Below are 25,245 nucleotides of genomic sequence, written 5' to 3'. Positions count from 1 at the left end.
GTGTGAAGTGTGCGATAATACCGCCAATTTAATTAAAGCGAGATATGTCGTGACTTCAACATCTTCGGAACAAGCCTTAAATTGGCAAGCCTTACAACCAGAATTATCGATTACTGAACTTTCAGCTGAAAAGGCTGATTTTTGGTCATTACAAAAACATGCCACAAAAGCGATTTCTTTATTTTTAAAACAGCCTCGTCGCTCTCTATTGGTTTTAAAAGCCGATGATCAAGCAGAATATGCTGATTTATTAGCAGAATTTATTCGCCAAGAACAGCCAAAAGAGCGGTCAGTTTTTGGGGTAAATTATGTGGTTGAGCAGGGGGATTCTTTTTCTTTCCCTCGTATTTATACTGAACCAGCTCAATCACCAGCAGATAATTTTGCCGCACAAGGTGATGTGCTGAAGGCATTACATGCCGATCAATTTAGTCTTTTTGGTAGTGTGCGTGTTCACCCAAGTTCGCAAGATATTTTGCTTACACCAGGTTTAGTACATCAAGCCAATGGGGGCATTTTGATTTTAAGTGCCGCAACGATGCTAAGCCAGTTTGATTTATGGCAACGCTTAAAACATATTTTGCAAACGCAAACTTTTAATTGGTATTCAGCTCATCCATTTAAAACCTTGCCTTGTGATATTCCAAGTTATCCACTTAATTTAAAAGTGGTGATTTTAGGCAATCGCACTGAAATTGCGACATTAGGTGAGTTAGAAGAAGATCTTTACAGCTTGGCTGATTACGCAGAAATTGAAAGCTATTATTCTGTTGCACAACCTAAAGCACAAGAAAATTGGGCTAATTATGTGTTGGCATTAGCCTCAAAATATGAACTTGATTTAGATTTAACCGCATTAAATAAACTCTATCAGTTATTGGTGCGAGAGAGTGAAGATCGCTTTTTAATTAACATTTCACCGTTAAAAATAACAGAAATGTTGCTTAATGCCGCGACGTTGTCACAAAAACAAACCTTAAGTGCGGTTGATTTTGAGCAAGCTTTTAAACAAAAGAACGAACAGCATGGTTTTTTACGTGAACGCACTTATGCGGATATTCTCAATGAGCAAATTTATGTGGAAACCAACGGCGAAATTGTTGGGCAGATTAATGGCTTGTCTGTGATTGAATATCCAGGCACACCGGTTTGTTTTGGTGAACCTTCTCGTATCAGCTGTTTAGTGCAGTTTGGTGATGGTGAAGTCGTGGATGTGGAGCGTAAAAACGAATTAGCGGGCAACCTCCACGGGAAAGGGATGATGATTTCTGAAGCGTGCTTGGCCAGTATCTTAGAGTTGCCATCACAGTTACCATTTTCTGCTTCTTTAGTATTTGAGCAGTCTTATGGTGAAATTGATGGTGACAGTGCGTCTCTAGCTATTTTCTCCGTATTAGTCAGCGCGTTATCTGATTTGCCATTGCCACAAAATATTGCCATTACGGGTACCATTGACCAATTTGGTTTGGTGCACGCAGTAGGCGGAGTGAATGACAAAATTGAAGGCTTTTTCACTATTTGCCAACGTCGTGGTTTGACGGGTAAACAAGGGGTGATTATTCCTGCCACAACAATTCAGCAATTAAGCTTATCTGATGAAGTGGTTGAGGCGGTAAAAAATGAGCAGTTCTTTATCTATCAAGTCGAGGATATTTACCAAACAGCCAAAATCCTATTTGACCGCGATTTATTGGAAGAGAAAGAAGAATATGCGAAGGGTAAAGAGCCTATTGCGCGTTTAATTCAAAATCGGATTGCTTTCCGTTCGGAAACGCCGAAAAAAAGCTGGTTAGATTTCTTTAAATCTTAATTTCTTAAAAGCGAACCTTGTGTTCGCTTTTCTTTTATCTTAATTACACTGACTGATCCGACAAGTTGAGCTAACAAGTGTTCGCTGTTTACATTTCTTATAAATCCTCATAGAATCCTTACTTATTGGTCGTAACCAAGCAAAACTACATATACAAGGAAATAAAAATGGAAAACACCTGTACACCAAACATAAAAAGCAGCTATACCTATGAAGATTTATTAGCTTCTGGTCGTGGTGAATTATTTGGTAAAGAAGGCCCGCAACTTCCAGCACCAACAATGTTGATGATGGATCGCATTGTAAAAATGACCGAGGACGGCGGTGCGTTTGGTAAAGGGTATATTGAAGCAGAATTAGATATTCATCCAGATTTACCGTTTTTCGGTTGCCACTTTATTGGTGACCCAGTCATGCCAGGCTGCTTAGGCTTAGATGCGATGTGGCAATTAGTGGGTTTCTTCCTTGGCTGGGTAGGCGGTAAAGGTAAAGGCCGTGCATTAGGCGTAGGTGAAGTGAAATTTACTGGACAAATCTTACCAACCGCGAAAAAAGTGGTTTATCGCATCAATATGAAACGCGTAATTAACCGCAAGTTAGTGATGGGAATGGCTGATGGTGAGGTGGAAGTAGATGGTCGTGTTATCTACACTGCAACCGATTTAAAAGTTGGCTTATTCCAAGATACATCAAGTTTCTAATTTAAATAAACACAACATCATAAAAAAAGATAGCCCGATTTACTCGGGCTTTTCTTTTTCTATTCTTCGTCAATAATATCGACAAATTCGGCACTCAGTAATTTAGCCAAATCTTGTGGGGCCAATTCGACGCTTAATCCACGTTTTCCACCAGAAACAAAAATCGTATCAAACTCAAGTGCGGTCGAATTTATTACTGTTTTTACCCGTTTTTTTTGACCTAATGGACTAATGCCACCGACTAAATATCCCGTGCTTTTTTGTGCCGCATCTTTATCGGCCATCTCAACCTTTTTCACACCAATTGATTTTGCCGCTTTCTTTAAACTCAACATATTTGCCGTGGAAAGCACAAAACACGCTAATTTTTTCTGATCACCATTTTCAGCGACTAAAAGTGTTTTAAAGGATTGGTGCGGATCAAGCCCAAGTTTTTCAGCGGCTTCATCGCCAAAATGCGTATTATTAGGGTCATGATCATAGGTATGGAGAGTAAAAGGAATTTTATTTTTCTTGAGTAAATCAATTGCCGGTGTCATCTGATTTCCTTATGTATTTATTAGTCTTTTTTCTGTAGAATGAATCGGTTCAGAACATTTTACAGCGGAGAGAAAAATGGACGCAAGCCTAAATATTGCTATTGCAGCAGAATTTGATCTATGTGAAAAAATTGCCGAAGCACTTGAACAAAGTGAGCTAGATGTAGGCAAGGTTTCAATTGTAGAAATTTATCCTTTTGAAGAAGAGCAAGCGGTACGTTTTCGTAATAAAGCGGTTGCTCAATTAGCTACTGATGAGATTGAGTGGGATAGCGTTAATTATCTTTTCTTCGCTGGTCAAATTGATCAAGCCCCCTTATTGGCTCAAGCCGCAGAAAGTGGCTGTGTGGTGATTGATTTAAAAGGGATTTGCTCTGCATTGTCTGATGTCCCTGTTGTTGTCCCAACAATCAATGAAGAAAATCTGACTGAGTTAAGACAACGTAACATTGTGAGTTTGCCCGATCCGCAAGCGAGTCAATTAGCTTTATCTCTATTACCAATCGTTCAACAAACAAATTTAACTCAAGTCTTTGCAACGTCACTTTTACCGGCTTCTTATACAGATGGTGAAACCGTGAATAAACTTGCTGGACAAACCGCTCGTTTACTGAATGGTATGCCATTAGAAGAAGGTGAAACTCGTTTTGCCTTTGATGTGTTTCCACAACAAGCGGCTAATTTAAATCTGCAATTACAAAAAATTTTTCCACAGTTAGACAATGTGATTTTCCATCAAATTCAAGTACCAGTCTTCTACGGAATGGCACAAAAAGTGACCGCACTTTCGGATTATGAATTTGATTACCAGCCACAACAAAACGAATTGATTGAATTACACGATAGCCTTATTACGCCCGTGATTAACGGTGAAAATGAAAATGGTGAAGACAGCGTAAAATTGCATATAAGCCAACAAAGTGCGGTTGAAAATGGTATCGAATTTTGGACGGTAGCTGATGAGCAGCGTTTCAATATTGCCTTATTAGGTGTGAAATTACTTGAGTCGATTTATCACCAAGGTTATTAATTTAAGTTAAGGGGAAGACAATGCAACAATCTTTACTTGAACGCCTTTTTTCCATTAAAGAAAAGGGCAGTACGACCAAAACTGAAATTATTGCTGGTATCACCACCTTCTTTACCATGGTGTATATCGTGTTTGTAAACCCATCCGTATTAGGTGATGCGGGAATGGATAAACAAGTTGTTTTCGTGACTACTTGTTTAATTGCTGCACTTGGCACCATTGCGATGGGATTATTCAGTAATTTACCTATTGCGCTTGCGCCAGCCATGGGGCTCAATGCGTTTTTCGCCTATGTAGTCGTTGGCAAGCTTGGTTATTCTTGGGAAGTGGGTATGGGCACCATTTTCTGGGGCTCAATTGGTTTATTTGTTCTCACCTTATTCCAAATCCGTTATTGGTTAATGGCTTCCATTCCGCTTTCATTGCGCGTGGGAATTGGTGCAGGTATCGGCTTTTTTATTGCGTTAATTGGCTTTAAAAATATGGGATTGGTTGTCGCGAATCCTGCAACCTTAGTGGCATTAGGCAATTTACATGATCCTAAAATTCTGCTTGGCGTATTAGGTTTCTTTATTATCGTAGTTTTAGCTGCACGTAATATTTTCTCTGGTGTTTTAATTTCTATCGCAGTAGTAACTGGATTAGCGCTTTTAATTGATGACCAAGTTACTTTCCACGGCATAGTTTCGATGCCACCAAGTTTAGGTGCGGTTGTAGGAAAAGTCGATATTGCGGGTGCTTTAGATACGGCTTTGCTCGGCATCATTTTCTCATTCTTATTAGTAAACCTATTTGACTCATCAGGCACCTTATTAGGTGTAACCGATAAAGCAGGTTTCAGTGATGAAAAAGGTCGTTTCCCGAAAATGAAACAAGCTCTTTATGTAGATAGCGTGAGTGCGGTAGTCGGTTCTTATATCGGCACATCCGCTATCAGTACCTATATTGAAAGTGGTGCAGGTGTTTCTGTTGGCGGTAGAACTGGTTTAACTGCAGTAACAGTCGGGGTTTTATTCTTACTCACTATTTTCTTTTCACCTCTTGCTAGTGTGGTACCAGCTTATGCAACCGCAGGGGCGTTAGTCTATGTGGGGATTTTAATGGCATCTAGTCTTATCCGTGTACACTGGGATGATTTAACTGAAGCAACGCCTGCTTTTATCACTGCAGCGATGATGCCATTTACTTATTCAATTACTGAAGGTATCGCATTTGGTTTTATTAGCTATTGCGTCATGAAGGCCTGTACAGGTAGAATACGCGAGGTCAATGCCCCTGTGTGGGTGGTGTCTTTATTATTTGTGGCCAAGTTCGTTTGGGTTGGCTGATTTCATAAAGGCGTAATTTATTACGCCTTCATTTTATAGTATTGCAACAAGGAGTGCGTCATGCAAAATATTCTTTTTATCGTCAATGATTCCACATATAGCGGAGAAAAAACGTTCAATGCTGTTCGTTTCGCCATTAATATGAAAGAAGAGCACAGCAAGGATGTGAATATTAAATTATTCTGCTTTTCTGATGCGATTTTATGCGGTATTGCTGGGCAAAACCCAAATGAAGGTTTCAATATCCAACAGCTTATCGATATTTTAGCGGCACAAGGTGCTGAAATTAAATTATGCACCAGCTGCGTAAAAGCACGTGGTTTATTAGACGCTAAATTAATTGACGGCGTGACCCTTGGTACCTTAGATGATGTATCCGAGTGGACATTGTGGGCGGATAAAGTTTTAACGTTCTAATTCCTGATAAAACTGACAAAATAAAAAGGTGTAATCAATAGATTACACCTTTTTAATTCTATATAGTCGGTTTAAGTTTTTAAACCTCGCCACCAATCCCAACAAATTTCTCAACAAAGGCAACAATCTTTTGGAAAATGCTTTGTTTTTTCGTGAGATATTGCGGATTAAGCGGACTCATTTTCGGTAGGGCATCATTTAAATCCGTACCTTGTTCACTTGCATATCCGCGTTTTAAGGATACATTAATATAACGCTTCGCAGCATCAATATTCAGCCCTTCACTGCTAATTAATTCGTCAGCTTCTTTCTGTTGCTCTTTTTGGGCAAATTGGAAGAAGGATTCAATAATACCGGCTTTATCGACAATGCTATCTAAGTCAGTTTGATTGATAAAATCTACGATTAAACTTTCTTTGGCGCGATTACCTAGGCTCGCTCGGATTGTGGTTCGAATTTCATCAATCAGCTCAGCTTTATTTTTCATTTTTTTGTTGTGTTCAAAAATCAATTCTAAAATGTAATCTAAATTGATTTCTTGGGATTTTAATAAATCCACTTCAAACACCACATCGTCCCAATCAATGGTCGATTTTGCTTTTTCCTCGCCATCTTTTTGACGACGGAGCCAATCCCGAATATCGTTGTAAGTCGAACGGTAATTCTGAATGCTACGTTCGCTTGGCATATCAATAGGTTGCATTTCAGCAAAAGCCTCATCTGTTAAATAATATTTTTCTTTAAAGGCTTCAACGGCTTTTGCATCACTGGTATCGAGCGATTGAAATGCTTGTAAAGCAGCGAACTCATCGTAGTTTTGCAGAATATTTTCAACTCGCAAATATTCACCAAATAATTTTACAAAGTCTTTCTTGTCTTTTTCTGTTTGAATTACATCTGGATCAGGGAAGCGTTCTTGTAACTCTGCAATAACGTCTAAATACCCACGACGGGCCACGCCAGCATCGGTAAAGCCTTCCATATATTCTTGGTAACTTTTTTCCAAAACGACATTGCGCGTATTGGATTTACCGAAAAGGGTAATCGCATCAATGGTATCTTGTTCCAAATCACGGAAAGTGACGATATTGCCAAAACTTTTGGTACTGTTGTAAATACGGTTTGTACGAGAATAAGCTTGAATCAAACCATGGTAACGTAAATTTTTATCTACAAATAACGTGTTTAAGGTTGGGGCATCAAAACCAGTTAAAAACATTCCAACGACAATCAATAAATCCACTTCTTTGTTTTTGACGCGTTTAGCGAGATCGCGATAGTAGTTTTGGAACGATTTCGCATCTACATCAAAATTGGTTGCAAAATAGCCTCTGTAATCATCAATAGCCGATTTTAAAAATTCCTTAGCCGAGGAGTTCATTGCCTCCACTTCAAAAGTTTCATCGACAATATCGCCAATCGCATCTTGCTCTTCATTCGCGGAAAACGAAAAGATTGTTGCAATTTTAAGTGGATTTTTGACCGCACTTTGTAACTGTTTAAAAGTTTGATAATAAGCTTTAGCAGCATCTACGCTACTTACTGCAAACATGGCATTAAAGCCATTGTTACCCGCATTAAAGCGATGGGTCTTTTGTTTGAAATTATCTAAAATATACTTAGCTATTTGCTCGATACGCTCTTGGCGTAAAAAAGCTTGTTTCTTTTCAAGTGCGGTGAGTTTTTCAAGATTTTTTTCGGTTTCAATACTCTTAAATTGTGGCCGTACGTCATTGTAATCCACTTTAAATTTCAGCACTTTTTCATCACGAATCGCATCGGTGATAATGTAAGAGTGAAGTTGGATTCCAAACACGCTTTCTGTAGTTTCCGCACCTATGGCGTTACCTTTACGAATTAATTTTCCATCAATAATGTCATCGCCAAAAATCGGTGTACCGGTAAAACCAAATTGATAGTATTTTTTAAATTTTCTCGTTAGATTTTTTTGCGCTTCACCAAATTGAGAACGATGGCATTCATCAAAGATAAAAACGACCTGTTTATCGTAAATCGGTAATTTATCTTCCGATTTCATCAGGTTGTTGAGTTTTTGAATAGTGGTAACAATGATTTTATTGTCGTCTTTGTCGATATTGCGTTTTAGCCCAGCCGTACTTTCTGAACCATTTACACTATCCGGTGAAAAACGTTGGTATTCTTTCATGGTTTGATAGTCCAAATCCTTTCTATCAACCACGAAGAATACTTTTTCAATAAAGTCTAATTCTGTTGCAAGGCGTGCGGCTTTAAAGCTGGTGAGGGTTTTGCCTGAGCCTGTAGTGTGCCAAATGTAGCCACCACTTTCTTTATTGCTCCAATTTTTCGCCTGATATGAACTTTTAATTTTCCATAAAATACGCTCGGTGGCGGCTATTTGATATGAGCGCATAATCAATAAGGTATCAGAAACATCAAACACGCAGTAATTTACCAATACATTGAGCAGGGTATGTTTTTGCAAGAATGTCGCCGTAAAATCCTTTAAATCTTTAATCAGAGTATTTTTTGCCGTTGCCCAATTCATTGTGAAGTCATAGCTGTTTTTATCTCGCTTGGTGGTATTGGCAAAATAGCGGGTATCTGTGCCATTAGAAATGACAAAAATTTGAATATATTTAAAGAGCGAATTTTCTTTATTGAAACTTTCTTTGCTGTAGCGATGAATTTGGTTAAAGGCTTCACGAATAGCCACGCCACGTTTTTTTAATTCAATATGTACAAGCGGTAAACCATTCACCAAAATCGTCACATCATAACGATTGTCATAGCTGCCGGTTTGTTCAAATTGATTGATAACTTGCACAGCGTTATTGGCAAGATTTCTCTTATCTAGCAGATAAATATTCTGAATGTGTCCATCATCAAACACAAAATCATAAATATAGTCATCATGAATTTTGCGGGTTTTCTCGATCAGATTATCACTGGGTTTATCCAAATATTCCTCTAAAAAACGTCGCCATTCCGCATCAGAGAAAACCACATTATTTAAGCGCTGTAATTGAACCCGTAAGTTTTTAATCAGTTCATCGTGATTATTAAGTCCTTGTAAATACTCATAGCCTTGAGCCTGTAAATCGCGGATAAATTCACGCTCAAGGCTCCCTTCCGTTTGGTAGCCTGCATTGGGTTCTTCAACAAACTTATTATATTGATCTAAAACAATAAAATTGTTGGATTCAGTGATGGTTTTATATTGGGTCATAAGGGTTCCTTAATTGATTCTTTTTCTGTCCTACAGGTTATGAGAAATTTAATAACAATTCTCTATAATATTCATACCGCTTTTGACTTTGCTCAATTGCCAAAGGCAAGCCTTCGGTAATGGAATTGGTTAAGGTTTCAAATTTATCGAGGATTGAAACGATACGTTGTTGTTCTTCGAGTGGAGGAATGGGAATTTCAACATCCAGTATTTGATCCTTTCTTAAGTTTGTCTGATCTGTACCATTATCATATTTTGTCAATTGGTTATTTCTATTTAAAAAATAATTAACAAAACTAGGGAGTAACTCAGAATCTTCTTTTACTGTAATTCTTCCTATACGTTGATTGAGAGTATATTTATTGTCTTTTTTTACAAAAAATGTTTTTGCAAGAGCCTTTCCATTTGGTAAATCGCTCATAACAATTAAAATATCATCTTTAAATAAAGGAACGATTTGCTCATTGCAGTATTTTTTTACAGTTCCATTTGTTGAAATAAATTTTGAATTTATAACAATAAATAAACCTTTTTCATCAATATTTTTTTCATGTCCTTTTCCATTTTGGAAATAAGCTAAATCAATAAGTTTCTTCTTGGCTACCTCTGTATTTAATCGACCTAAGCTATCAAAGGATAACAATTTCTCCCGATAGTATTCATACTGCTTCCGGCGTAGTGTAAGCTCGCTGGTAAGCTCGCTGGTAAGCGCTGTCAATGCATCCAAAATTTTTACGATTTCGGTTTGGACGGAGAGTGGGGGGATGGGGATTAATTTATTAGCATAATTAGAAATCCATTGACGTTTATGATCACCATCAGTTTGGTTATTTGGTAATGTGTTTAACCAATAATAAATATATTTTAATAAAGCAAATTTTTCATTTTTGGATGTTATCATTTTCATTGCTGATGATTTTGCTTTAAAGTCAAAATCAACCCATTTATTTGCAGTTGTAAAATCATCAAAAATTATCACTGGTGATTTTGATGCAAAATATATCCCTTCATCCTCATTCGTATATCCCAGAATGAATGTTTTCCCTGCAGTTAATACTGGGGTTGGATAATTATCATTGTACACAGTTGAATTAACAAGATATTTAGTGGGTTGTTCATAATCGGCAACATCGCCTAGTGGTATCCATTTTACCTCAGCCCCATCCAATAATTTATCTAAAAAAGTGCGGTTGTTTTTCATGGTGTTTTTACCCCTCAATCTCCGACACAATTTTGTCAATTTCCTCACGTAAGCGGTCGATATTGGCAACGGTTTGTTTAATTTCTGCGTTGAGTTTATCGATATCAATCACCTCTCGGGTGTCTTTTTGTTCCACATAAGAACTCACCGCAAGGTTGTAGTCATTTTTAACGATGTCTTCAAAGGACACGGATTTGGCTAAATGCGGTACATCTTCTTTATCGGCAAAGAGTTTGAGAATTTGCTCAATATGTTCCTCTTCCAAAATATTGTTATTGGTGGCGGATTTAAATAAACCGCTAGCATCGATAAATTGCGTTTGGGTATCAGGTTTATGTTTGGAAAGCACCAAAATATTCACTGCAATACTGGTGCCAAAAAAGAGATTAGGTGCTAAGGCAATCACCGTTTCCACATAGTTATTATCCACCAAATATTGACGAATTTTTTGTTCCGCGCCGCCGCGGTAAAAAATGCCGGGGAAGGAGACAATCGCCGCGCGGCCTTTTGCTGAAAGATAACTTAACGCATGCAAAATAAAGGCAAAGTCCGCTTTGGATTTTGGTGCAAGCACACCGGCAGGGGCAAAGCGTTCATCGTTAATTAGCGTTGGATCGTCTGAGCCAATCCATTTTACGGAGTAAGGTGGGTTAGAAACGATAGCATCGAAGGGTTTATCATCGCCAAATTGCGGATTCATTAAGGTGTTGCCAAGGGCGATATTAAACTTGTCGTAGTTGATGTTATGCAAAAACATATTCATTCTGGCGAGGTTGTAAGTGGTGTGATTAATTTCCTGCCCGAAGAATCCTTCTTCAATGATGTGTTCATCAAATTGTTTTTTTGCTTGCAATAATAAAGAACCCGAACCTGCTGCTGGGTCGTAAATTTTATTGACTTTGTCTTGTCCATATAAAGCCAGTCGAGCAATTAGCTTGGAAACGCATTGTGGTGTAAAGAACTCGCCCCCCGATTTACCGGCATTGGCAGCATAATTGGAAATTAAATATTCGTAAGCATCACCGAATAAATCGATATGATTATCTTCAAAGTCACCAAAATCTAACTCTGCAACGCCTTTTAATACGGCAGCGAGACGGCTGTTTTTATCGGCAACGGTATTACCCAAGCGGTTGCTGGTGGTATCAAAATCAGCAAATAAGCCTTTGATATCCTGTTCAGAAGGGTAGCCAGTAGCGGAGTTTTCGATATCAGTAAAAATGCTTTTCAGATCTGTATTTAAATTCGGATTAGTGTTGGCTGTTGCCACGACATTTTTAAACAATTGGCTTGGGTAAATAAAATAGCCTTTTGCTTTGATGGTGTCTTCTTTGATTGCCGCAATAATAGGGTCATTATCATTAAAAGTAGAATAATCAACGCTATCATCGCCACCTTCAATATAGTTAGCAAAATTTTCGCTGATAAAACGATAGAAAAGAGCCCCTAAAACGTATTGTTTAAAATCCCAACCGTCAACAGCACCTCGCACATCATTAGCGATTTGCCAAATGCGTCGATGAAGTTCATCACGTTGTCGTTGTTGAATTGCAGCAGCCATAAAATCCTCAGAATATTTTGTGTCATTATTAAGTTATAAATGTTCCAAATTATACAAGAAATAAATAATAACTAAATGAATTTCTACGGAAATTCCTCTACAATAAGAACACGCTAATGTTTCCAAAAAAATAAAAAATGAGCCAAAAATCAACCGCACTTAATGCCATTTCGTTACCCTTAAATCAAGTCAATTTAATTGAAGCCTCTGCAGGTACAGGGAAAACCTATACTATCGGTTCCATCTATCTTCGTTTATTTTTACAGGCTGGTGAGAATTGTTTTTCTCGTCCGTTGAATGTGGAAGAAATTTTAGTCGTAACCTTTACTGAAATGGCGACGGAAGATTTAAAACGCAAAATTCGGGAACGTTTAACGGCGGCAATTTCGGTTTTTTCTGAATATTATGAAAATCAAGACAAGGCGATTTTTACTGGAGAACATCAATTTTTAGCGGAGTTATTGCCTTATTTAGAGGATATTCCGACCGCACTTCGTCGCTTAAAGCTGGCCGAACAAAATTTAGATTTAGCCTCCATTTATACCATTCACGGTTTTTGTCGCCGAATGCTGATGCAACATGCTTTTAATTCAGGCGTGCATTTCAATTTAAAACTTCTCAAAGATCAGTCTGATTTACTCAAACAATTTGCAAATGAATTTTGGCGAGAGCATTTTTATGATTTGCCTTTCCATTTGGCTGCATTTATCTCAAAAGAATTAAAGTCGCCAGAAGATGTATTGAATGATTTAGGCTCAAATATTGGAAATGATTTTTCTGTGCAACTTGATAAACCAGAACTGTTAGAACTGCCATTAAAAGAATTTTTGCAAAAAGATATCGCTGAAAATGCGGAAGTTATTGAAAAGATTAAAGATGCTTGGTTAGAAAGTGCGGTTGAAATTCGCGATCTTTTTGATGAAGAAGTCGTAAAAAAAGAGAAATCTTGTTTAAATGGAAAAACACATTCAAGCAAAACAATTTTATCACTTGTAGATGAAGTCACCTCATGGGCAAAAAATAGAGCAGATATCACCTTAAACGAAACATTAGTAAAAAAATTTACACAATCGGCTTTGGATAACGCTGTCAACGCACCTTTCAAGAAAAAAGGTGTGAGAATAACACATCCAACTTTTGAAGAGATTGAAGCTTTAATTGAGCAACTTCAACCGAGTAATTTATTTAAAAAAATCATTCTTTACCACTATCGTCAAGGTATTCAAAAGAAACTTCTTGAATACAAAGCGAATCATCCTGAAAAATCTTTTGATGATTTATTACGCTTATTGAAAGAGGCATTACATAGTGAGGGCGGAGAACAGTTAGCGGAATTAATTCGTTTTCAATATCCTTTTGCCATGATTGACGAATTCCAAGATACAGATGCGTTACAGTATCAAATTTTCTCGAAAATTTATCACAATGAAACCGCGTCTGGTAATGTTGGCTTTATGATGATCGGAGACCCAAAACAGGCGATTTATCGATTCCGTGGCGCCGATATTTTTACATATTTAAAAGCAGCAAAAGAAGCCAATGAACGTTTTAACTTAGGCACAAACTATCGTTCTTCTCAACCTTTAGTGGAAGGGGTAAATCGATTATTTGATTTCAAAAATGATCCCTTTATTTATGAAAATATTGAATTTTTAAATGTAGGTGCAGCCAAGAAAAATCTTGTTTTTCAGTTAAATAATCAGCCTGAACCAGCCTTTCGTTTTTACATTAACGATAAAGACAAATCCACCCAGCAAGATTATGCGAAAGCTTGCGCGACATCGATTCAGCAATGGTTAAAAAGTGCGGCAGAAAACCCGGTAGTTTTTCCGAATGAAAGCAAAGCGGAAAATCAAACATTGCGAGCAGAAAATATAGCTGTTTTGGTGCGTGGTTATATCGAAGCAGAGCTGGTGAAAAAAGAATTGCAAGCGCTTGGTATTGCTTCCGTGTACCTTTCGGATAGAGGAAATGTCTTTGAGAGTAACACAGCAAAAGAACTGGCCTTGATTTTGCAAGCCTGTTTGAGTGTGACTGAGCGCCCAATTTTGAATGCAATAGCGACCGCACTTTTCGGCTTAAATGCAGCTGAAATTCACCAAATTCACCAGGATGAAATTCAGTGGCAACGTTGGGCTGAAAAATTTGCAGAGTATCAACAAATTTGGCAACGCCAAGGCGTATTGCCGATGTTGCATCATTTACTTTTAGCAGAAAATATCACAGAAAAACTCTTATCTCGGCCTGATGGTGAACGAAAACTGACAGATTTATTACACTTAGCCGAAATTTTACAGCAAGCAGCGGCATTAAATGAAAGTGAAGCGGCATTATTGCGTTGGTTTGAAAAGCAAATTCAAGATGATGGTCGTCAAGAAGTACAAATCCGTTTAGAAAGCGAACGTCAATTAGTGAAGATTGTGACTATCCATAAATCTAAAGGGTTGGAATATGATTTAGTTTGGTTGCCATTTTTAGGAAATGCAGCAAAAGACCCAACTAAAAAGAAACTATTTAATTTATATTACGATAAGAAACAAAACAAAACCTTGTGGGATATGCAAGATCAACACTTGGATGAGCTAACCCAAGAAGTTTTTGCGGAAGAATTGCGCTTGCTTTATGTGGCATTAACCCGAGCAAAATATCAAATGGCCTTTGTGTTACCGAAAGCCTTTGATAAAAAATGGAATGCTTTATTGTATGTTTTAACGCAAGGTGAAATTGGCCGAAAACTCGATTTGCCAGCTAATTGGGATACCCAACCGTTATTGGAAAAATTTAAGCAGCTTTTACCAAATGATGTAGCGATTGAATTAACCGATGTGTTACAAGCCAGTGAACCACTTACCTTAAATGTTTCTCAAGAAAATTTAAGTGCGGAAATTTTCCAAGGTGAAATTGAACAAGATTGGCGAGTGACAAGCTTTAGTGGCATTGAACAAACTCATCAACGTAAAGCTTATTTGAATGAAAATGCGGTGAAAAAATCGCTCATTTTTGATGATGCGAAAGATTATGATGCATCGATTTTAATAGAAAATATCACTGAAAATTTGACCGCACTTGGTCATGATAACGATGAAATGGTTTTATATTTCCCACGGGGAACACAAATTGGTACGTTGTTACATCGTTATTTTGAAAAGGTGCCTTTTGCTCAACTGGCTGAGAAAGAAAACATTGAAAAATTATGTCAGGATTTGAATCTTGTAGAAGAGCAGTTTGTAGCAGTTCAACAGTGGTTTGAACAAATACTCAGTACACCAATTTTGTCAAACGATGATTTTACCCTTGCACAAATTAACGAAAAACAATGCTTAAAAGAGTTGGCGTTTTATCTCAATATCACAAGCCATTTTGATGTCGTAGGTTTTAATCGAGCGTTAGCAACTTGGCATCATTTGCCGTCAGAACCGTTACAGTTTGATGATATTCAAGGCATGGTGCGAGGCACAATGGATTTAGTTTTCAGTTATCAAAATAAATATTATTTGCTTGATTACAAATCGAATTTCTTAGGTGAGACATTAAAGGATTACGATCAAGCTGCATTGAAAAAAGCCATGTTAGAGCATCATTATGATTGGCAATACTTGTTGTATGTGGTGGCATTACATCGTTATTTAAAAACACGTTTGCCTCACTACGATTACAACCGAGATTTTGGTGGTGTGGTCTATGCATTTTTACGAGGAATGAATGGTTCGCCACAATCGGGCATCTTTTTTGATAAACCAGATTGGCAATTAATCCAACAATTAGAGGAATTATTTTAATGTTAAGCCTATTAAAATCCTTGCAAGAACAAGGTGTGATTACTCAAGGCGATTATTATTTTGCTCAATTAATTGCTGATAAACAAAAAGATAAAGGCTATGCCGAGCCCGTACAAAATTTAGCAATTTTATTAGCCGCACTTTGCAACTGGAGCTATACACAAGGCAATACTTGTTGTGTGTTAGATCGCTTTTTAGAACGTAATTTATTTGGTTTGGCTTATCGTCATACCGAAACGGATTTTTTGTTGCTGATTAATGAGAAGATCGGTTCGCTTCCTGTATCAAAATGGCAATCAACCTTAGCGGGGCATATTGCTTTTACACAAGATCCTGAAAATCAAATTGCGCCTCTCGCATTTCAATTTGGGGCGATTTATTTCTATCGAGCTTGGCAAGATGAATTCCGCGTTGCGCAATATATTAAAAACGCCTTGAAAAATGACAGCACTTTATCGGTAGAACCGCAACAAATTCGAACTTTATTAGATCGTTATTTCCCTCAACAACAAGCGCAAGTTGATTGGCAAAAAGTAGCAGTCGCAACGGCGGTGAAAAGCCCATTTTCTGTGATTACAGGTGGACCGGGAACAGGGAAAACCTCGACAGTCACTCGCTTGTTATGTGTATTACAAGAATTATTTGGTGGCAAGCTTCATATCAAATTGGTTGCGCCAACAGGAAAAGCCGCGGCGCGTTTAACGGAATCCATCGAAAACGCTTTGGCACAAATGCCAATTTCAGATGAGTTACGTGCATCTATTCCTAAAACCGCAGAAACGTTGCATCGTTTACTAGGCGTTCGACCTTTTAGCGATAGCGTGAAATATCATGCACATAATCCACTGCAAATTGATGTATTAGTGGTGGATGAAACCTCGATGATTGATTTGCCTATGATGGCGAAACTTGTGCAAGCGTTGAAGCCCGAAACACGTTTAATTTTATTGGGTGACCAAGCTCAATTGGCTTCTGTGGAAGCTGGCGCGGTATTAGGTGAAATTGCACAATTTTTAACGCAAGATTATAGTCCTGCTCAAGCTGATTATATTCATACAACAACAGGCTATACTGTTCCAACTTCGGATGAACATAGTCCGTTGCGTGATGCCATTTGTCATTTAACCTTTAGTCGTCGTTTCCGAGATGATTCGGGCATTAAACAACTTGCTGAGCAAATTCAACAAGGAAAAGGTAAGGGCAGTGTAACAACCTTTTCAGAATATCCACAAGAGTTACATTTTCATCATTTTGATGAAGAACAAGATGTTAAAGAATCGGTTCGACAAGTGGTGAAAAGTGCGGTTGAAAATTACCGTGTTTATTTAACCCAACTTCAAACTTATTTTGCTCAGAAGAAAGATCTCAATGCAAAATTTATAGATGAAAAGGGCTGCGAGAAAACTTATGCGGAAGCGATTTTAGATTGCTTTAATTCGGTGAGATTTTTGACAGCACTTCGAGCTTCGGCATTAGGTGTGGAAGAATTAAATCGTGAAATTGCTTTAGCATTGCGTGTAGAAAAACTACTTTGGTTCCGCCAAGAGGACGATTGGTATATTGGTAAGCCAATTATGATTGCCGAAAACGATCATAATGTTAAACTGTATAACGGCGATATTGGCTTGTGTTTAGCTAAAGGCAAAGTATGGTTTGGCAATCGAGAAGTATCAACCAGTCGCATTCCTGCTCACGAGCCTGCGTTTATGATGACGATTCATAAATCCCAAGGTTCGGAGTTTGAACATACCGTCATGGTGTTACCAACAGAACCTAACCCTGTGCTTTCACGAGAGCTGGTATTTACCGGTGTTACCCGTGCAAAAAATCAGCTTTCTGTATTTGCTAATGAAAAAATCTGGCAAAGTGCGGTCAGAAATACCGTGAAACGACAAAGTGGATTAGGAAAATTATTACAGGAAAAAGAGGAGTAAAAAATGAAATTATATGTTTACGATCATTGCCCGTTTTGTGTGCGTGCTCGCATGATTTTCGGTTTAAAAAATTTGCCGGTAGAACTTGTAGTGCTGGCAAATGATGATGAAGCTACGCCAATTGATTTAGTGGGTAAAAAGGTTGTACCCATTCTTGTCAAAGAAGATGGTACCGCGATGCCAGAAAGTTTGGATATCGTGCATTATGTAGATGAGCATTTTGGTAAAAAAATCCTGTCTGCACACATTCGTCCTGAAATTGAAGCATGGTTAAAAGAAGTCGGCAGTTATTATGGTCATCTTACGACTGCACGGTTTACGCAAATTGGTTTAGCAGAATTTGAAACTCAAAGTGCGGTTGATTATTTCACTAAAAAGAAAACGGAATTTATTGGTGATTTTGCTGAAAATATTGCGAAGACTGAAACCTATCTCACTCGCTTAAAAGGCGATTTAGAGAAATTAACTGTATTAATTCAATCTGAAAATGCCTTAAACAGCCAACTTTCTCTTGAAGATATTATCGTTTTCCCTGTATTACGAAATCTGACTTGTGTGAAAGGAATCGAATTTCCACCAGCAGTTTTAGCTTATATCACGAATATGGCTAAGTTAAGCAATGTGCCGCTATATTTTGATAAAGCCATTTAATTTCTGTTGAACCATAGGCTTTGAAATACTGAAGTTTTGACTTGGATCATAGGTGCGGTCATTTTTTCAGTATTTTTTATTCATCGATCTATAATCTCTAAGGTTTACTTTATAAGAGCGTAGAGATATGAATCAGGAATACCAACGAGCGGTTACCCGTATTTGTGTGGAAACCGCTTTGTTATTGTTACAGCATGGTGCAGAAAGTGCTGTTGTCGTACAAATGGCACAGCGATTAGGTGTAGCTTTAGGCATTGAAAGCGTGGAGTGTGCTTTAACGGCAAATGCCGTCTTATTGACCACACTTTCTAAGCAACATTGTATTACTACCGTGCGGAAGAATGTCGATAAAGGCATTAATATGCAAATCGTTACGGATGTTCAGCACATTGTGGTTGCCGTAGAGCATCACTTGTATGATTTGTCTATGGCACAAAAGAAATTGGATAAGTTAAAACCACTAAAATATAACCGTTATTTGGTGGTGTTTATGATTGGTTTATCTTGTGCCTCTTTTGCTCACCTTTCTGGCGGAGATATGACAATTTGTGCGATCACCTTTATTGCCTCTGCCATTGCGATGTTTGTTCGACAAGAAATTTCTAAACGTCATTACAATCCACTCATCGTTTTTGCCATTACCGCTTTTGTTGCCTCACTGATTTCCAGTGTCAGTTTGAAATATAGTTTAGGAAATGATCCTCATATCGCATTAGCTTCTAGCGTTTTATTACTCGTTCCAGGATTCCCATTAATTAATTCACTTGCGGATATTTTAAAAGGGTATGTAAATATGGGAATAGGACGCTGGACCATCGCTACGGTTCTCACTTTTGGTGCTTGTTTAGGTATTGTCTTTGCGTTAAATCTTTTAAATATTGTTTCTTGGGTGGGGTAATAAGATGTTTTTACTGAATTTACTCGATGATATGCTTTTTGCTGCCATCCCCGCAGTAGGATTTGCTTTAGTATTTAATGTTCCGCCTAAAGCCTTAAAGTATTGTGCGATTTTAGGTGCACTTGGACATGTCACACGAACTTTATTATTACACTTTGGTGTCCCAATTGTTTTTGCCACTTTTTTCGCCACTTGTGTGATTGGTTTTATTGGGGTGCATTTATCTCATCGTTATTTAGCCCATCCGAAAGTCTTTACTGTTGCGGCAATTATTCCAATGATTCCAGGTGTTCATGCTTATAAAGCGATGATTGCTATCGTACAAATTCACCATTATGGCTTTTCCGATAAATTATTTGAGCAAATGATCAGCTCTTTTATCAATACTAGCTTTATTTTGGGCGCTCTTGTTTTGGGCTTAGCCTTACCAGGACTATTGTTCTATCGACAAAAACCAGTCGTGTAGAAAATAAAAAAGCCGACATCAGTCGGCTTTCGTATTTAATCAATATTTAATTAGGAATGGCAACTTTGACAAGCAGCTTGGAACATCCAAACAAGTTTTTCTTGTTCTTTGATGTAGTCGCTCATTTGAGAAGCTGTACCTTCATCATCAGACTCACCCGCTAATTCAAGAATTTCACGTTGCTGTTCAAGTAATACTTTTAATCCTTCTAATGTGCCTTTTAAGCAAGATTGCGCATCACTTACCCCTAACTCTTCTTTAATACGTGAGTGTTGGAAGTATTGTGAATAACCGTTATGCGGTGTGTAACCTAAAGTTAAGATACGTTCTGCCACTTCATCTACTTTTACTACTAAATCTGTGTAGATTTCTTCAAATTTTGCGTGTAATTCAAAGAAATTTACCCCTTTAATGTTCCAGTGGTAACCGCGCACGTTGGTATAGAATACTTGATAGGTTGCTAATAATTCATTTAATTTTGCTGCTAATTTTTCAGATGCTTTTTTATCTAAACCGATTGATGTTTTTGACATAGTATTTTCCTCTTTATTGTTGATTAAAATGTTGTTCCCTTGCTTGGGAAATGTGGTCATTATAAGCATCGTTTTTTCTGATAGCTATTTCATATTATCTAGTGATTCAATAGTTAAAATCTATCATAAAAAAATTATACATAGTTAAAAGCTTTTATTTTAAGGTACGGAAAAAACTCTGTGAAGTAGATCACACATTTAATATTTCCCCTTTGACAGAATGAAGCAAGGATGATTGTGATTGATATAAATCATTTTATTCTAAGATTTGATTGCTTTACTTCATTTTCGAATGAAATGTTTGGCTAGATTTAAAAACCAAAAATATGATTTTATTACTCATTAGGAGTTTAGTATGACAAAGCATTTTTCCTTTGAAACTAATGAATCTCGTCGTCATTTTATGAAACTTATGGCTAGCGTGGGGGTAGGTCTTGCATTTAGTGGTACGTTAGGCACATTTGCACCAACAGCCTTTGCTGCTGATATTTAAAGAACAAAACATCATCGATTTAGAAAATATCGTGGTGCAATTTCCTTCTCGCGACGGTTCATTGTTTGGACGTAAAAAATTCACCGCAGTGAACAATGTGAGTCTTGGCATTAAAGCCGGAGAAACCGTTGGCTTAGTAGGTGAATCAGGTTGTGGGAAATCTACCTTAGCCAACGTGATCATTGGGCTTCTTAAATCGACATCAGGTTTAGTGAAATTCAATGGTTTACAAATGCAATATGGCAGCTCAGAAGCGATAAAACAATTTGGTCGCCAAGTCTCGGTCATTTTCCAAGACCCGGCAACAGCACTGAATCCTCGTATGAAAGTGTTGGATATTTTGCGTGACCCAATGGATATTCACAATGTGTTACAACCTCATGAATGGGAAAAACGTGTGTATGACTTGCTTTCTCGCGTCGGATTACCTCGTTCTGCGGCGCAAGTTGAGCCAACTCGTTTATCGGGCAGGCAAAAACAACGTGTAGCGATTGACGTGCTTTAGCACTGAATCCAAAACTTATCGTTGCGGATGAGCCGACTTCTGCATTAGACGTATCTGTTCGTGCTCAGGTATTAAACTTATTAGCTGACTTGAAAAAAGAACTCAATCTTGCCATGGTGTTTATCTCTCACGATATCCAAACCGTACGCCAAGTATCTGATCGCATTGTCGTAATGTACGGTGGTCAAATTTTGGAAACGGGTAGCACCGAAGATATTTTCAACCACCCAACAGTAGATTACACAAGAAAATTACTCGGTGTTGGACCATCATTGTTATAAAACAAGTGAATAAACATCTCAATTTATGACCGCACTTTAAAGTGCGGTTATTTTTTATTTTAACGCATTGATAAATGGTTAGAAACAGATACCGAAAGTCTTTTAGCGTTTAGGTTTTTTATCAAATAGCGTAGAATAGATATATAAAAATAAGGAGATTTAACATGCAACAAAAAATTCAACAAGCATTAGTCGATTCGCCACTTTCAAATGCAATTCTTTCTGCATTAGAAGAACAAGAATGGAAAGGTTTTTTACCGGCTGAAAAAGTGCGGTCAATTTGTGATGAATTTAAACTTACGCCTGTTCAATTAGGTTTGTCGCTTTTGCCCGTAGCGGCTTGTTATAGTCACACACCCATTTCAGAATTTCATGTTGGCGCGATTGCGATTGGTGAAAGTGGTGATTTTTATTTTGGTGCGAATCAAGAGTTTCAGGGGAGTAGCATGGCTCAAACTATCCATGCAGAACAAAGTGCGATTAGCCATGCATGGTTACGTAATGAATCTCGCATCACGGATATTGTGGTGAATTACACGCCTTGTGGTCACTGCCGTCAATTTATGAATGAGCTTTATCAAGCGGAAGATTTAAAGATCCATTTGCCACACAGCCAAAATAATCCACTTCCTCAATATTTACCCGATAGCTTCGGCCCGAAAGATTTAGGCGTTGATTGGCTTCTATTAAACAAAGAAGAACAAGGCTTTACATTGACGACAGAAGATGAAGTGGCAAACAAAGCCATTTTAGGGGCAAACCGAGCACATTCACCTTATTCTAAAAGTCCTCATGGTGTAGGCATTTTATTTAAAAATGGGGAAATGATTTGCGGTCGATATGCAGAAAATGCAGCATTTAACCCAAGCTTACCGGCTATGCAAACGGCGATTAATTTTGCTTACTTAAATCAATTGGATGTATCGAAAATTGAGCGAGTGGTATTTGCAGAGAAACCGTTGCGTTTAAGTCACCGCAAGATGGCAGAGCAGTTATTGAAGAGCCTCTGCAAGGTGAAAATGGAATATATTAGCCTGTAAGTGCGGTCAAAAGTTAATGAGTTTTTGAACTAAAAGAAAGGGCGAACAGAGATAATCTCTCATGTTCGCCTTTCTTTTTACTGGTTTTACGCTAATTCAGCACGTAATTTTTTCGTGACATCAACCATTACTTTTAATGCCGCAATTGTTTCTGGCCAACCGCGCGTTTTCAAACCACAGTCTGGGTTTACCCATAAACGTTCTTTCGGCACAACTTGTAATGCTTTGCGAAGAAGATGTTCAATTTCTTCTGCTGCAGGTACGCGTGGACTATGAATGTCATATACGCCAGGACCAATATCATTCGGGTATTTGAAATTACCAAATGCGGTGAGTAATTCCATGTCAGAACGCGAGGTTTCGATAGTAATGACATCGGCATCTAAGGCTGCAATAGCCGGTAGAATGTCGTTAAATTCGGAATAACACATGTGCGTATGAATTTGGGTATCATCTTGGCAACCCATTGAGCTTAAACGGAAGGCTTCGCCCGCCCATTTCAAATAAGCATCCCAATCTGCACGTTTTAACGGTAAACCTTCACGAATAGCCGGCTCATCAATTTGAATCACTTTGATGCCTGCCTTTTCTAAATCTAATACTTCATCAGAAAGTGCTACCGCAATTTGTTTACAAACTGTTTCACGGGAAATATCGTTACGCACGAAAGACCATTGTAAGATCGTGACTGGACCAGTTAGCATGCCTTTCATCACTTTATTGGTAAGGCTTTGGGCATATTGCGACCAGCGTACTGTCATTGGTTCTGGGCGAGTAACATCACCGTAAATCACTGGTGGTTTCACGCAACGTGAACCATAACTTTGTACCCAACCAAATTTGGTGAAAGCAAAACCATCGAGTAGTTCGCCGAAATATTCCACCATGTCGTTACGTTCTGCTTCGCCATGTACCAATACATCTAAGTCTAATTTTTCTTGCTCACGTACAACAAATTCAATTTCTTTTTTCATTGCAGCTTCGTAATCAGCTAAGCTGAGTTCGCCTTTTTTGAAGGCAGCACGGGCATGACGAATGGCTGTTGTTTGTGGGAAAGAACCAATATTTGTCGTTGGCAGAAGTGGTAAATTTAACCACGCATTTTGTAATTTAATGCGTTCCGCAAATGGCGATTTACGTTGGTCAGCATTTTTCGGTAAGTTTGCTAAACGTTCTGCCACACAAGAGCGGTGAATTTCATGTGAGTTTTTACGAGCATCTGCAGCTGCTTGAGAAGCCGCTAATTCAGCTCGAACGGCTTCACGACCTTGCTCAAGTGCGGTCTTAATAACACGTAATTCTTGAATTTTTTGTAATGTGAAAGCCAACCATTGATATAGTTCAGGTTTATTTGCTTGAAGTTGCGTTTCAACTTCTAAATCATAAGGCGAGTGGAGAAGTGAGCAGCTTGGCGCAATCCACAAACGATCGCCTAATTTCGCTTTTAATGGCTCAACCACATCTAACACTTGATTCAAGTTTGCACGCCAAATATTACGACCATCAATGATGCCCACAGATAAGATTTTGTCATAATCCGCAAAGGCAGCGAGTTGTTCTGGTGCGCGTACTAAGTCGATGTGCAAACCTGCTACAGGTAAGGCTTTTAACAAATCAGCGTGTTCTGCCACAGAACCGAAATAAGTCGCAAGCAATAATTTTGCTTTCACTTGTTCAGCAAAAGTAGCGTAAACCGCTTTATAAGCCGCAATCCATTCTATCGGTAAATCTAAGGTGAGAGCGGGTTCATCAATTTGAATGTATTCCACACCTTCTGCAGCTAACGTATTTAAGATTTCAACATAAACCGGCAGGAGTTTTGCTAATAAATCAAAGCGATTAAATGTCGCACCTTTTTCTTTACCTAACCAAAGAAAGGTGAGTGGACCAACGATTGTTGGTTTAACTTGATATCCAAGCGTTTTAGCTTCACGAATTTGTGTTACATAATGTGTTGGATTTGCTTTAAATTGTGTTTCTTTATGGAATTCTGGCACGAGATAGTGATAGTTGGTATCGAACCATTTTGTCATTTCAATCGCAAATTGGGTTTTATTACCGCGCGCCAATTGGAAATATTGATCGAGTGTTAAGTTTTGGCTATCGAAACCAAAGCGAGCAGGAATCGCACCTGTTGCCACTTGTAAATCTAAAATGTGATCGTAAAGTGTGAAATCAGCCACCGCGACAAAATCAGCATTTGCCTTAGCTTGGTGTTGCCAGTTTAGTTCACGTAATCTTTTTGCAATATCTAATAAATCCGCTTCCGCAATTTCGCCACGCCAGTAACGCTCTTGAGCAAATTTAAGTTCACGCTTTGCACCAACACGCGGAAATCCTGCTAAATGAAATGTTGTCATATTTAATCCTTCTATTGTTTTGTTTAGTTTAGACGTCTAAACGTCTGTTCATTAATAGAATGCAATAGAATAAAAGATTATACAAGTTCATAATTTTCAGGTTTTAAATGAATTAAATTAATAAACAAAAAGACTGCACTTTAAGATTTCTATAAGTGCGGTCTTTTTTGTATGAGGTTTTATAGTGTTATAAGGCAGTGACGAAAGTAATCAAGCCTAGAATCACACCTGGTGCATTAGCTAATGAAATAGGCAAATCACGTTTCTCTTTTAACAAACCATAAGCCACCCATAAACTACAGTTGATCATCGTGGCAGAAGGTTGTAACCAACCACCTTTTTGACCCGATAAATTTAGACCAATTTGTTGTAAGTAAGACACATACATACAAACAGAAGTAAATGTTGCGACATAGCCTAAAATGGTAATAAAACGTTGGTTTGTCATTTGCTCTCCTAAGTTTAACAGAATAATCCGAAACCAGATTATTAATCTAAAAGTCAATAAGT

Annotated in this window: 18 protein-coding genes and 2 pseudogenes; 13 read left to right on the top strand and 7 right to left on the bottom strand. The window is 38.0% G+C overall.

The features are described 5' to 3' along the window. Positions 1-7: 7 nt before the first annotated feature. On the top strand, positions 8-1,810 hold the full coding sequence (locus DPV97_RS07985) for an AAA family ATPase (RefSeq protein ID WP_070713972.1): 1,803 nt from the start codon (positions 8-10) through the stop codon (positions 1,808-1,810). 167 nt (positions 1,811-1,977) lie between these two features. Beyond that, a complete protein-coding gene (gene fabA, locus DPV97_RS07980) occupies positions 1,978-2,511 on the top strand; it encodes a bifunctional 3-hydroxydecanoyl-ACP dehydratase/trans-2-decenoyl-ACP isomerase (protein ID WP_005698958.1) in 534 nt (177 codons plus the stop codon). A 59-nt stretch (positions 2,512-2,570) separates the two neighbouring features. On the opposite strand, the gene ybaK is transcribed toward fabA, so the two are convergent. After that, positions 2,571-3,050, bottom strand: coding sequence for a Cys-tRNA(Pro) deacylase (gene ybaK, locus DPV97_RS07975; protein WP_070713976.1), 480 nt, complete (start codon positions 3,048-3,050; stop codon positions 2,571-2,573). A 76-nt stretch (positions 3,051-3,126) separates the two neighbouring features. On the opposite strand from ybaK, the gene DPV97_RS07970 reads away from it, so the two are divergent. Genes DPV97_RS07970 through DPV97_RS07960 form a run of 3 tightly spaced genes read left to right on the top strand, consistent with a single transcriptional unit; the run spans position 3,127 to position 5,825 of the window. Next, entirely contained in the window at positions 3,127-4,080 is a 954-nt protein-coding gene (locus DPV97_RS07970; RefSeq protein WP_070713978.1) for an oxidoreductase, read from the top strand. 20 nt (positions 4,081-4,100) lie between these two features. Continuing rightward, positions 4,101-5,408 (top strand): NCS2 family permease, encoded by a 1,308-nt coding sequence (locus DPV97_RS07965; RefSeq protein ID WP_049358074.1) that lies wholly within the window; start codon positions 4,101-4,103, stop codon positions 5,406-5,408. A 60-nt stretch (positions 5,409-5,468) separates the two neighbouring features. Further along, positions 5,469-5,825, top strand: coding sequence for a DsrE/DsrF/TusD sulfur relay family protein (locus DPV97_RS07960; RefSeq protein WP_005696059.1), 357 nt, complete (start codon positions 5,469-5,471; stop codon positions 5,823-5,825). Positions 5,826-5,904: 79 nt separating this feature from the next. Here the strand turns inward: DPV97_RS07960 and DPV97_RS07955 are convergent, their stop codons facing one another. The 3 genes from DPV97_RS07955 to DPV97_RS07945 are packed head-to-tail and all read right to left on the bottom strand — an operon-like array spanning position 5,905 to position 11,795. Then, positions 5,905-9,033 carry a type I restriction endonuclease subunit R gene (locus DPV97_RS07955; RefSeq protein ID WP_070713980.1) on the bottom strand — a complete coding sequence of 1,043 codons (3,129 nt, stop codon included), beginning with the start codon at positions 9,031-9,033 and terminating at the stop codon, positions 5,905-5,907. A 37-nt stretch (positions 9,034-9,070) separates the two neighbouring features. Continuing rightward, positions 9,071-10,234 (bottom strand): restriction endonuclease subunit S, encoded by a 1,164-nt coding sequence (locus DPV97_RS07950; RefSeq protein WP_070713982.1) that lies wholly within the window; start codon positions 10,232-10,234, stop codon positions 9,071-9,073. A gap of 7 nt (positions 10,235-10,241) precedes the next feature. Further along, positions 10,242-11,795 (bottom strand): type I restriction-modification system subunit M, encoded by a 1,554-nt coding sequence (locus DPV97_RS07945; RefSeq protein ID WP_070713984.1) that lies wholly within the window; start codon positions 11,793-11,795, stop codon positions 10,242-10,244. 137 nt (positions 11,796-11,932) lie between these two features. On the opposite strand from DPV97_RS07945, the gene recB reads away from it, so the two are divergent. The 5 genes from recB to DPV97_RS07920 all read left to right on the top strand — a co-directional run bounded on the left by recB (position 11,933) and on the right by DPV97_RS07920 (position 19,523). Then, positions 11,933-15,574, top strand: coding sequence for an exodeoxyribonuclease V subunit beta (gene recB / locus DPV97_RS07940; protein WP_070713988.1), 3,642 nt, complete (start codon positions 11,933-11,935; stop codon positions 15,572-15,574). Next, positions 15,574-17,508: an exodeoxyribonuclease V subunit alpha gene (gene recD / locus DPV97_RS07935; protein ID WP_070713990.1), complete on the top strand. Its 1,935-nt coding sequence runs from the start codon at positions 15,574-15,576 to the stop codon at positions 17,506-17,508. The genes recB and recD overlap by 1 nt, the downstream gene beginning before the upstream one ends. A gap of 3 nt (positions 17,509-17,511) precedes the next feature. Next, entirely contained in the window at positions 17,512-18,159 is a 648-nt protein-coding gene (gene grxB, locus DPV97_RS07930) for a glutaredoxin 2 (RefSeq protein WP_070713993.1), read from the top strand. Between the two features lie 127 nt (positions 18,160-18,286). Next, positions 18,287-19,057, top strand: a complete 771-nt coding sequence (locus tag DPV97_RS07925; protein WP_111382946.1) for a threonine/serine exporter family protein — start codon at positions 18,287-18,289, stop codon at positions 19,055-19,057. 4 nt (positions 19,058-19,061) lie between these two features. Further along, on the top strand, positions 19,062-19,523 hold the full coding sequence (locus DPV97_RS07920) for a threonine/serine exporter family protein (protein ID WP_049363622.1): 462 nt from the start codon (positions 19,062-19,064) through the stop codon (positions 19,521-19,523). 50 nt (positions 19,524-19,573) lie between these two features. Here the strand turns inward: DPV97_RS07920 and DPV97_RS07915 are convergent, their stop codons facing one another. Then, complete coding sequence (locus DPV97_RS07915) at positions 19,574-20,056, bottom strand: Dps family protein (RefSeq protein ID WP_049363625.1); 483 nt, start codon at positions 20,054-20,056, stop codon at positions 19,574-19,576. 355 nt (positions 20,057-20,411) lie between these two features. Between DPV97_RS07915 and DPV97_RS07910 the strand changes: the two are divergent. From DPV97_RS07910 to cdd, 3 genes and pseudogenes are all read left to right on the top strand, one after another. Beyond that, positions 20,412-20,540: pseudogene (locus tag DPV97_RS07910) on the top strand (twin-arginine translocation signal domain-containing protein); the annotation flags it as partial. Continuing rightward, positions 20,536-21,335: pseudogene (locus DPV97_RS07905) on the top strand (ABC transporter ATP-binding protein). The pseudogenes DPV97_RS07910 and DPV97_RS07905, both read left to right, overlap by 5 nt. A gap of 164 nt (positions 21,336-21,499) precedes the next feature. Then, positions 21,500-22,375 (top strand): cytidine deaminase, encoded by an 876-nt coding sequence (gene cdd, locus DPV97_RS07900; RefSeq protein WP_070713997.1) that lies wholly within the window; start codon positions 21,500-21,502, stop codon positions 22,373-22,375. A gap of 86 nt (positions 22,376-22,461) precedes the next feature. Here cdd and metE read toward each other — a convergent pair whose 3' ends face one another. After that, positions 22,462-24,735: a 5-methyltetrahydropteroyltriglutamate--homocysteine S-methyltransferase gene (gene metE, locus DPV97_RS07895; protein ID WP_070713999.1), complete on the bottom strand. Its 2,274-nt coding sequence runs from the start codon at positions 24,733-24,735 to the stop codon at positions 22,462-22,464. Positions 24,736-24,922: 187 nt separating this feature from the next. Beyond that, positions 24,923-25,183, bottom strand: coding sequence for a SemiSWEET family transporter (locus DPV97_RS07890; protein WP_070714002.1), 261 nt, complete (start codon positions 25,181-25,183; stop codon positions 24,923-24,925). Positions 25,184-25,245 lie beyond the last annotated feature (62 nt).

The organism is Haemophilus parainfluenzae (genome assembly GCF_003253005.1).
Classification (GTDB): domain Bacteria; phylum Pseudomonadota; class Gammaproteobacteria; order Enterobacterales; family Pasteurellaceae; genus Haemophilus_D; species Haemophilus_D parainfluenzae_M.
Note: the sequence above shows the minus strand (reverse complement) of the source record. Positions and strands in the feature narration are given on the sequence as shown.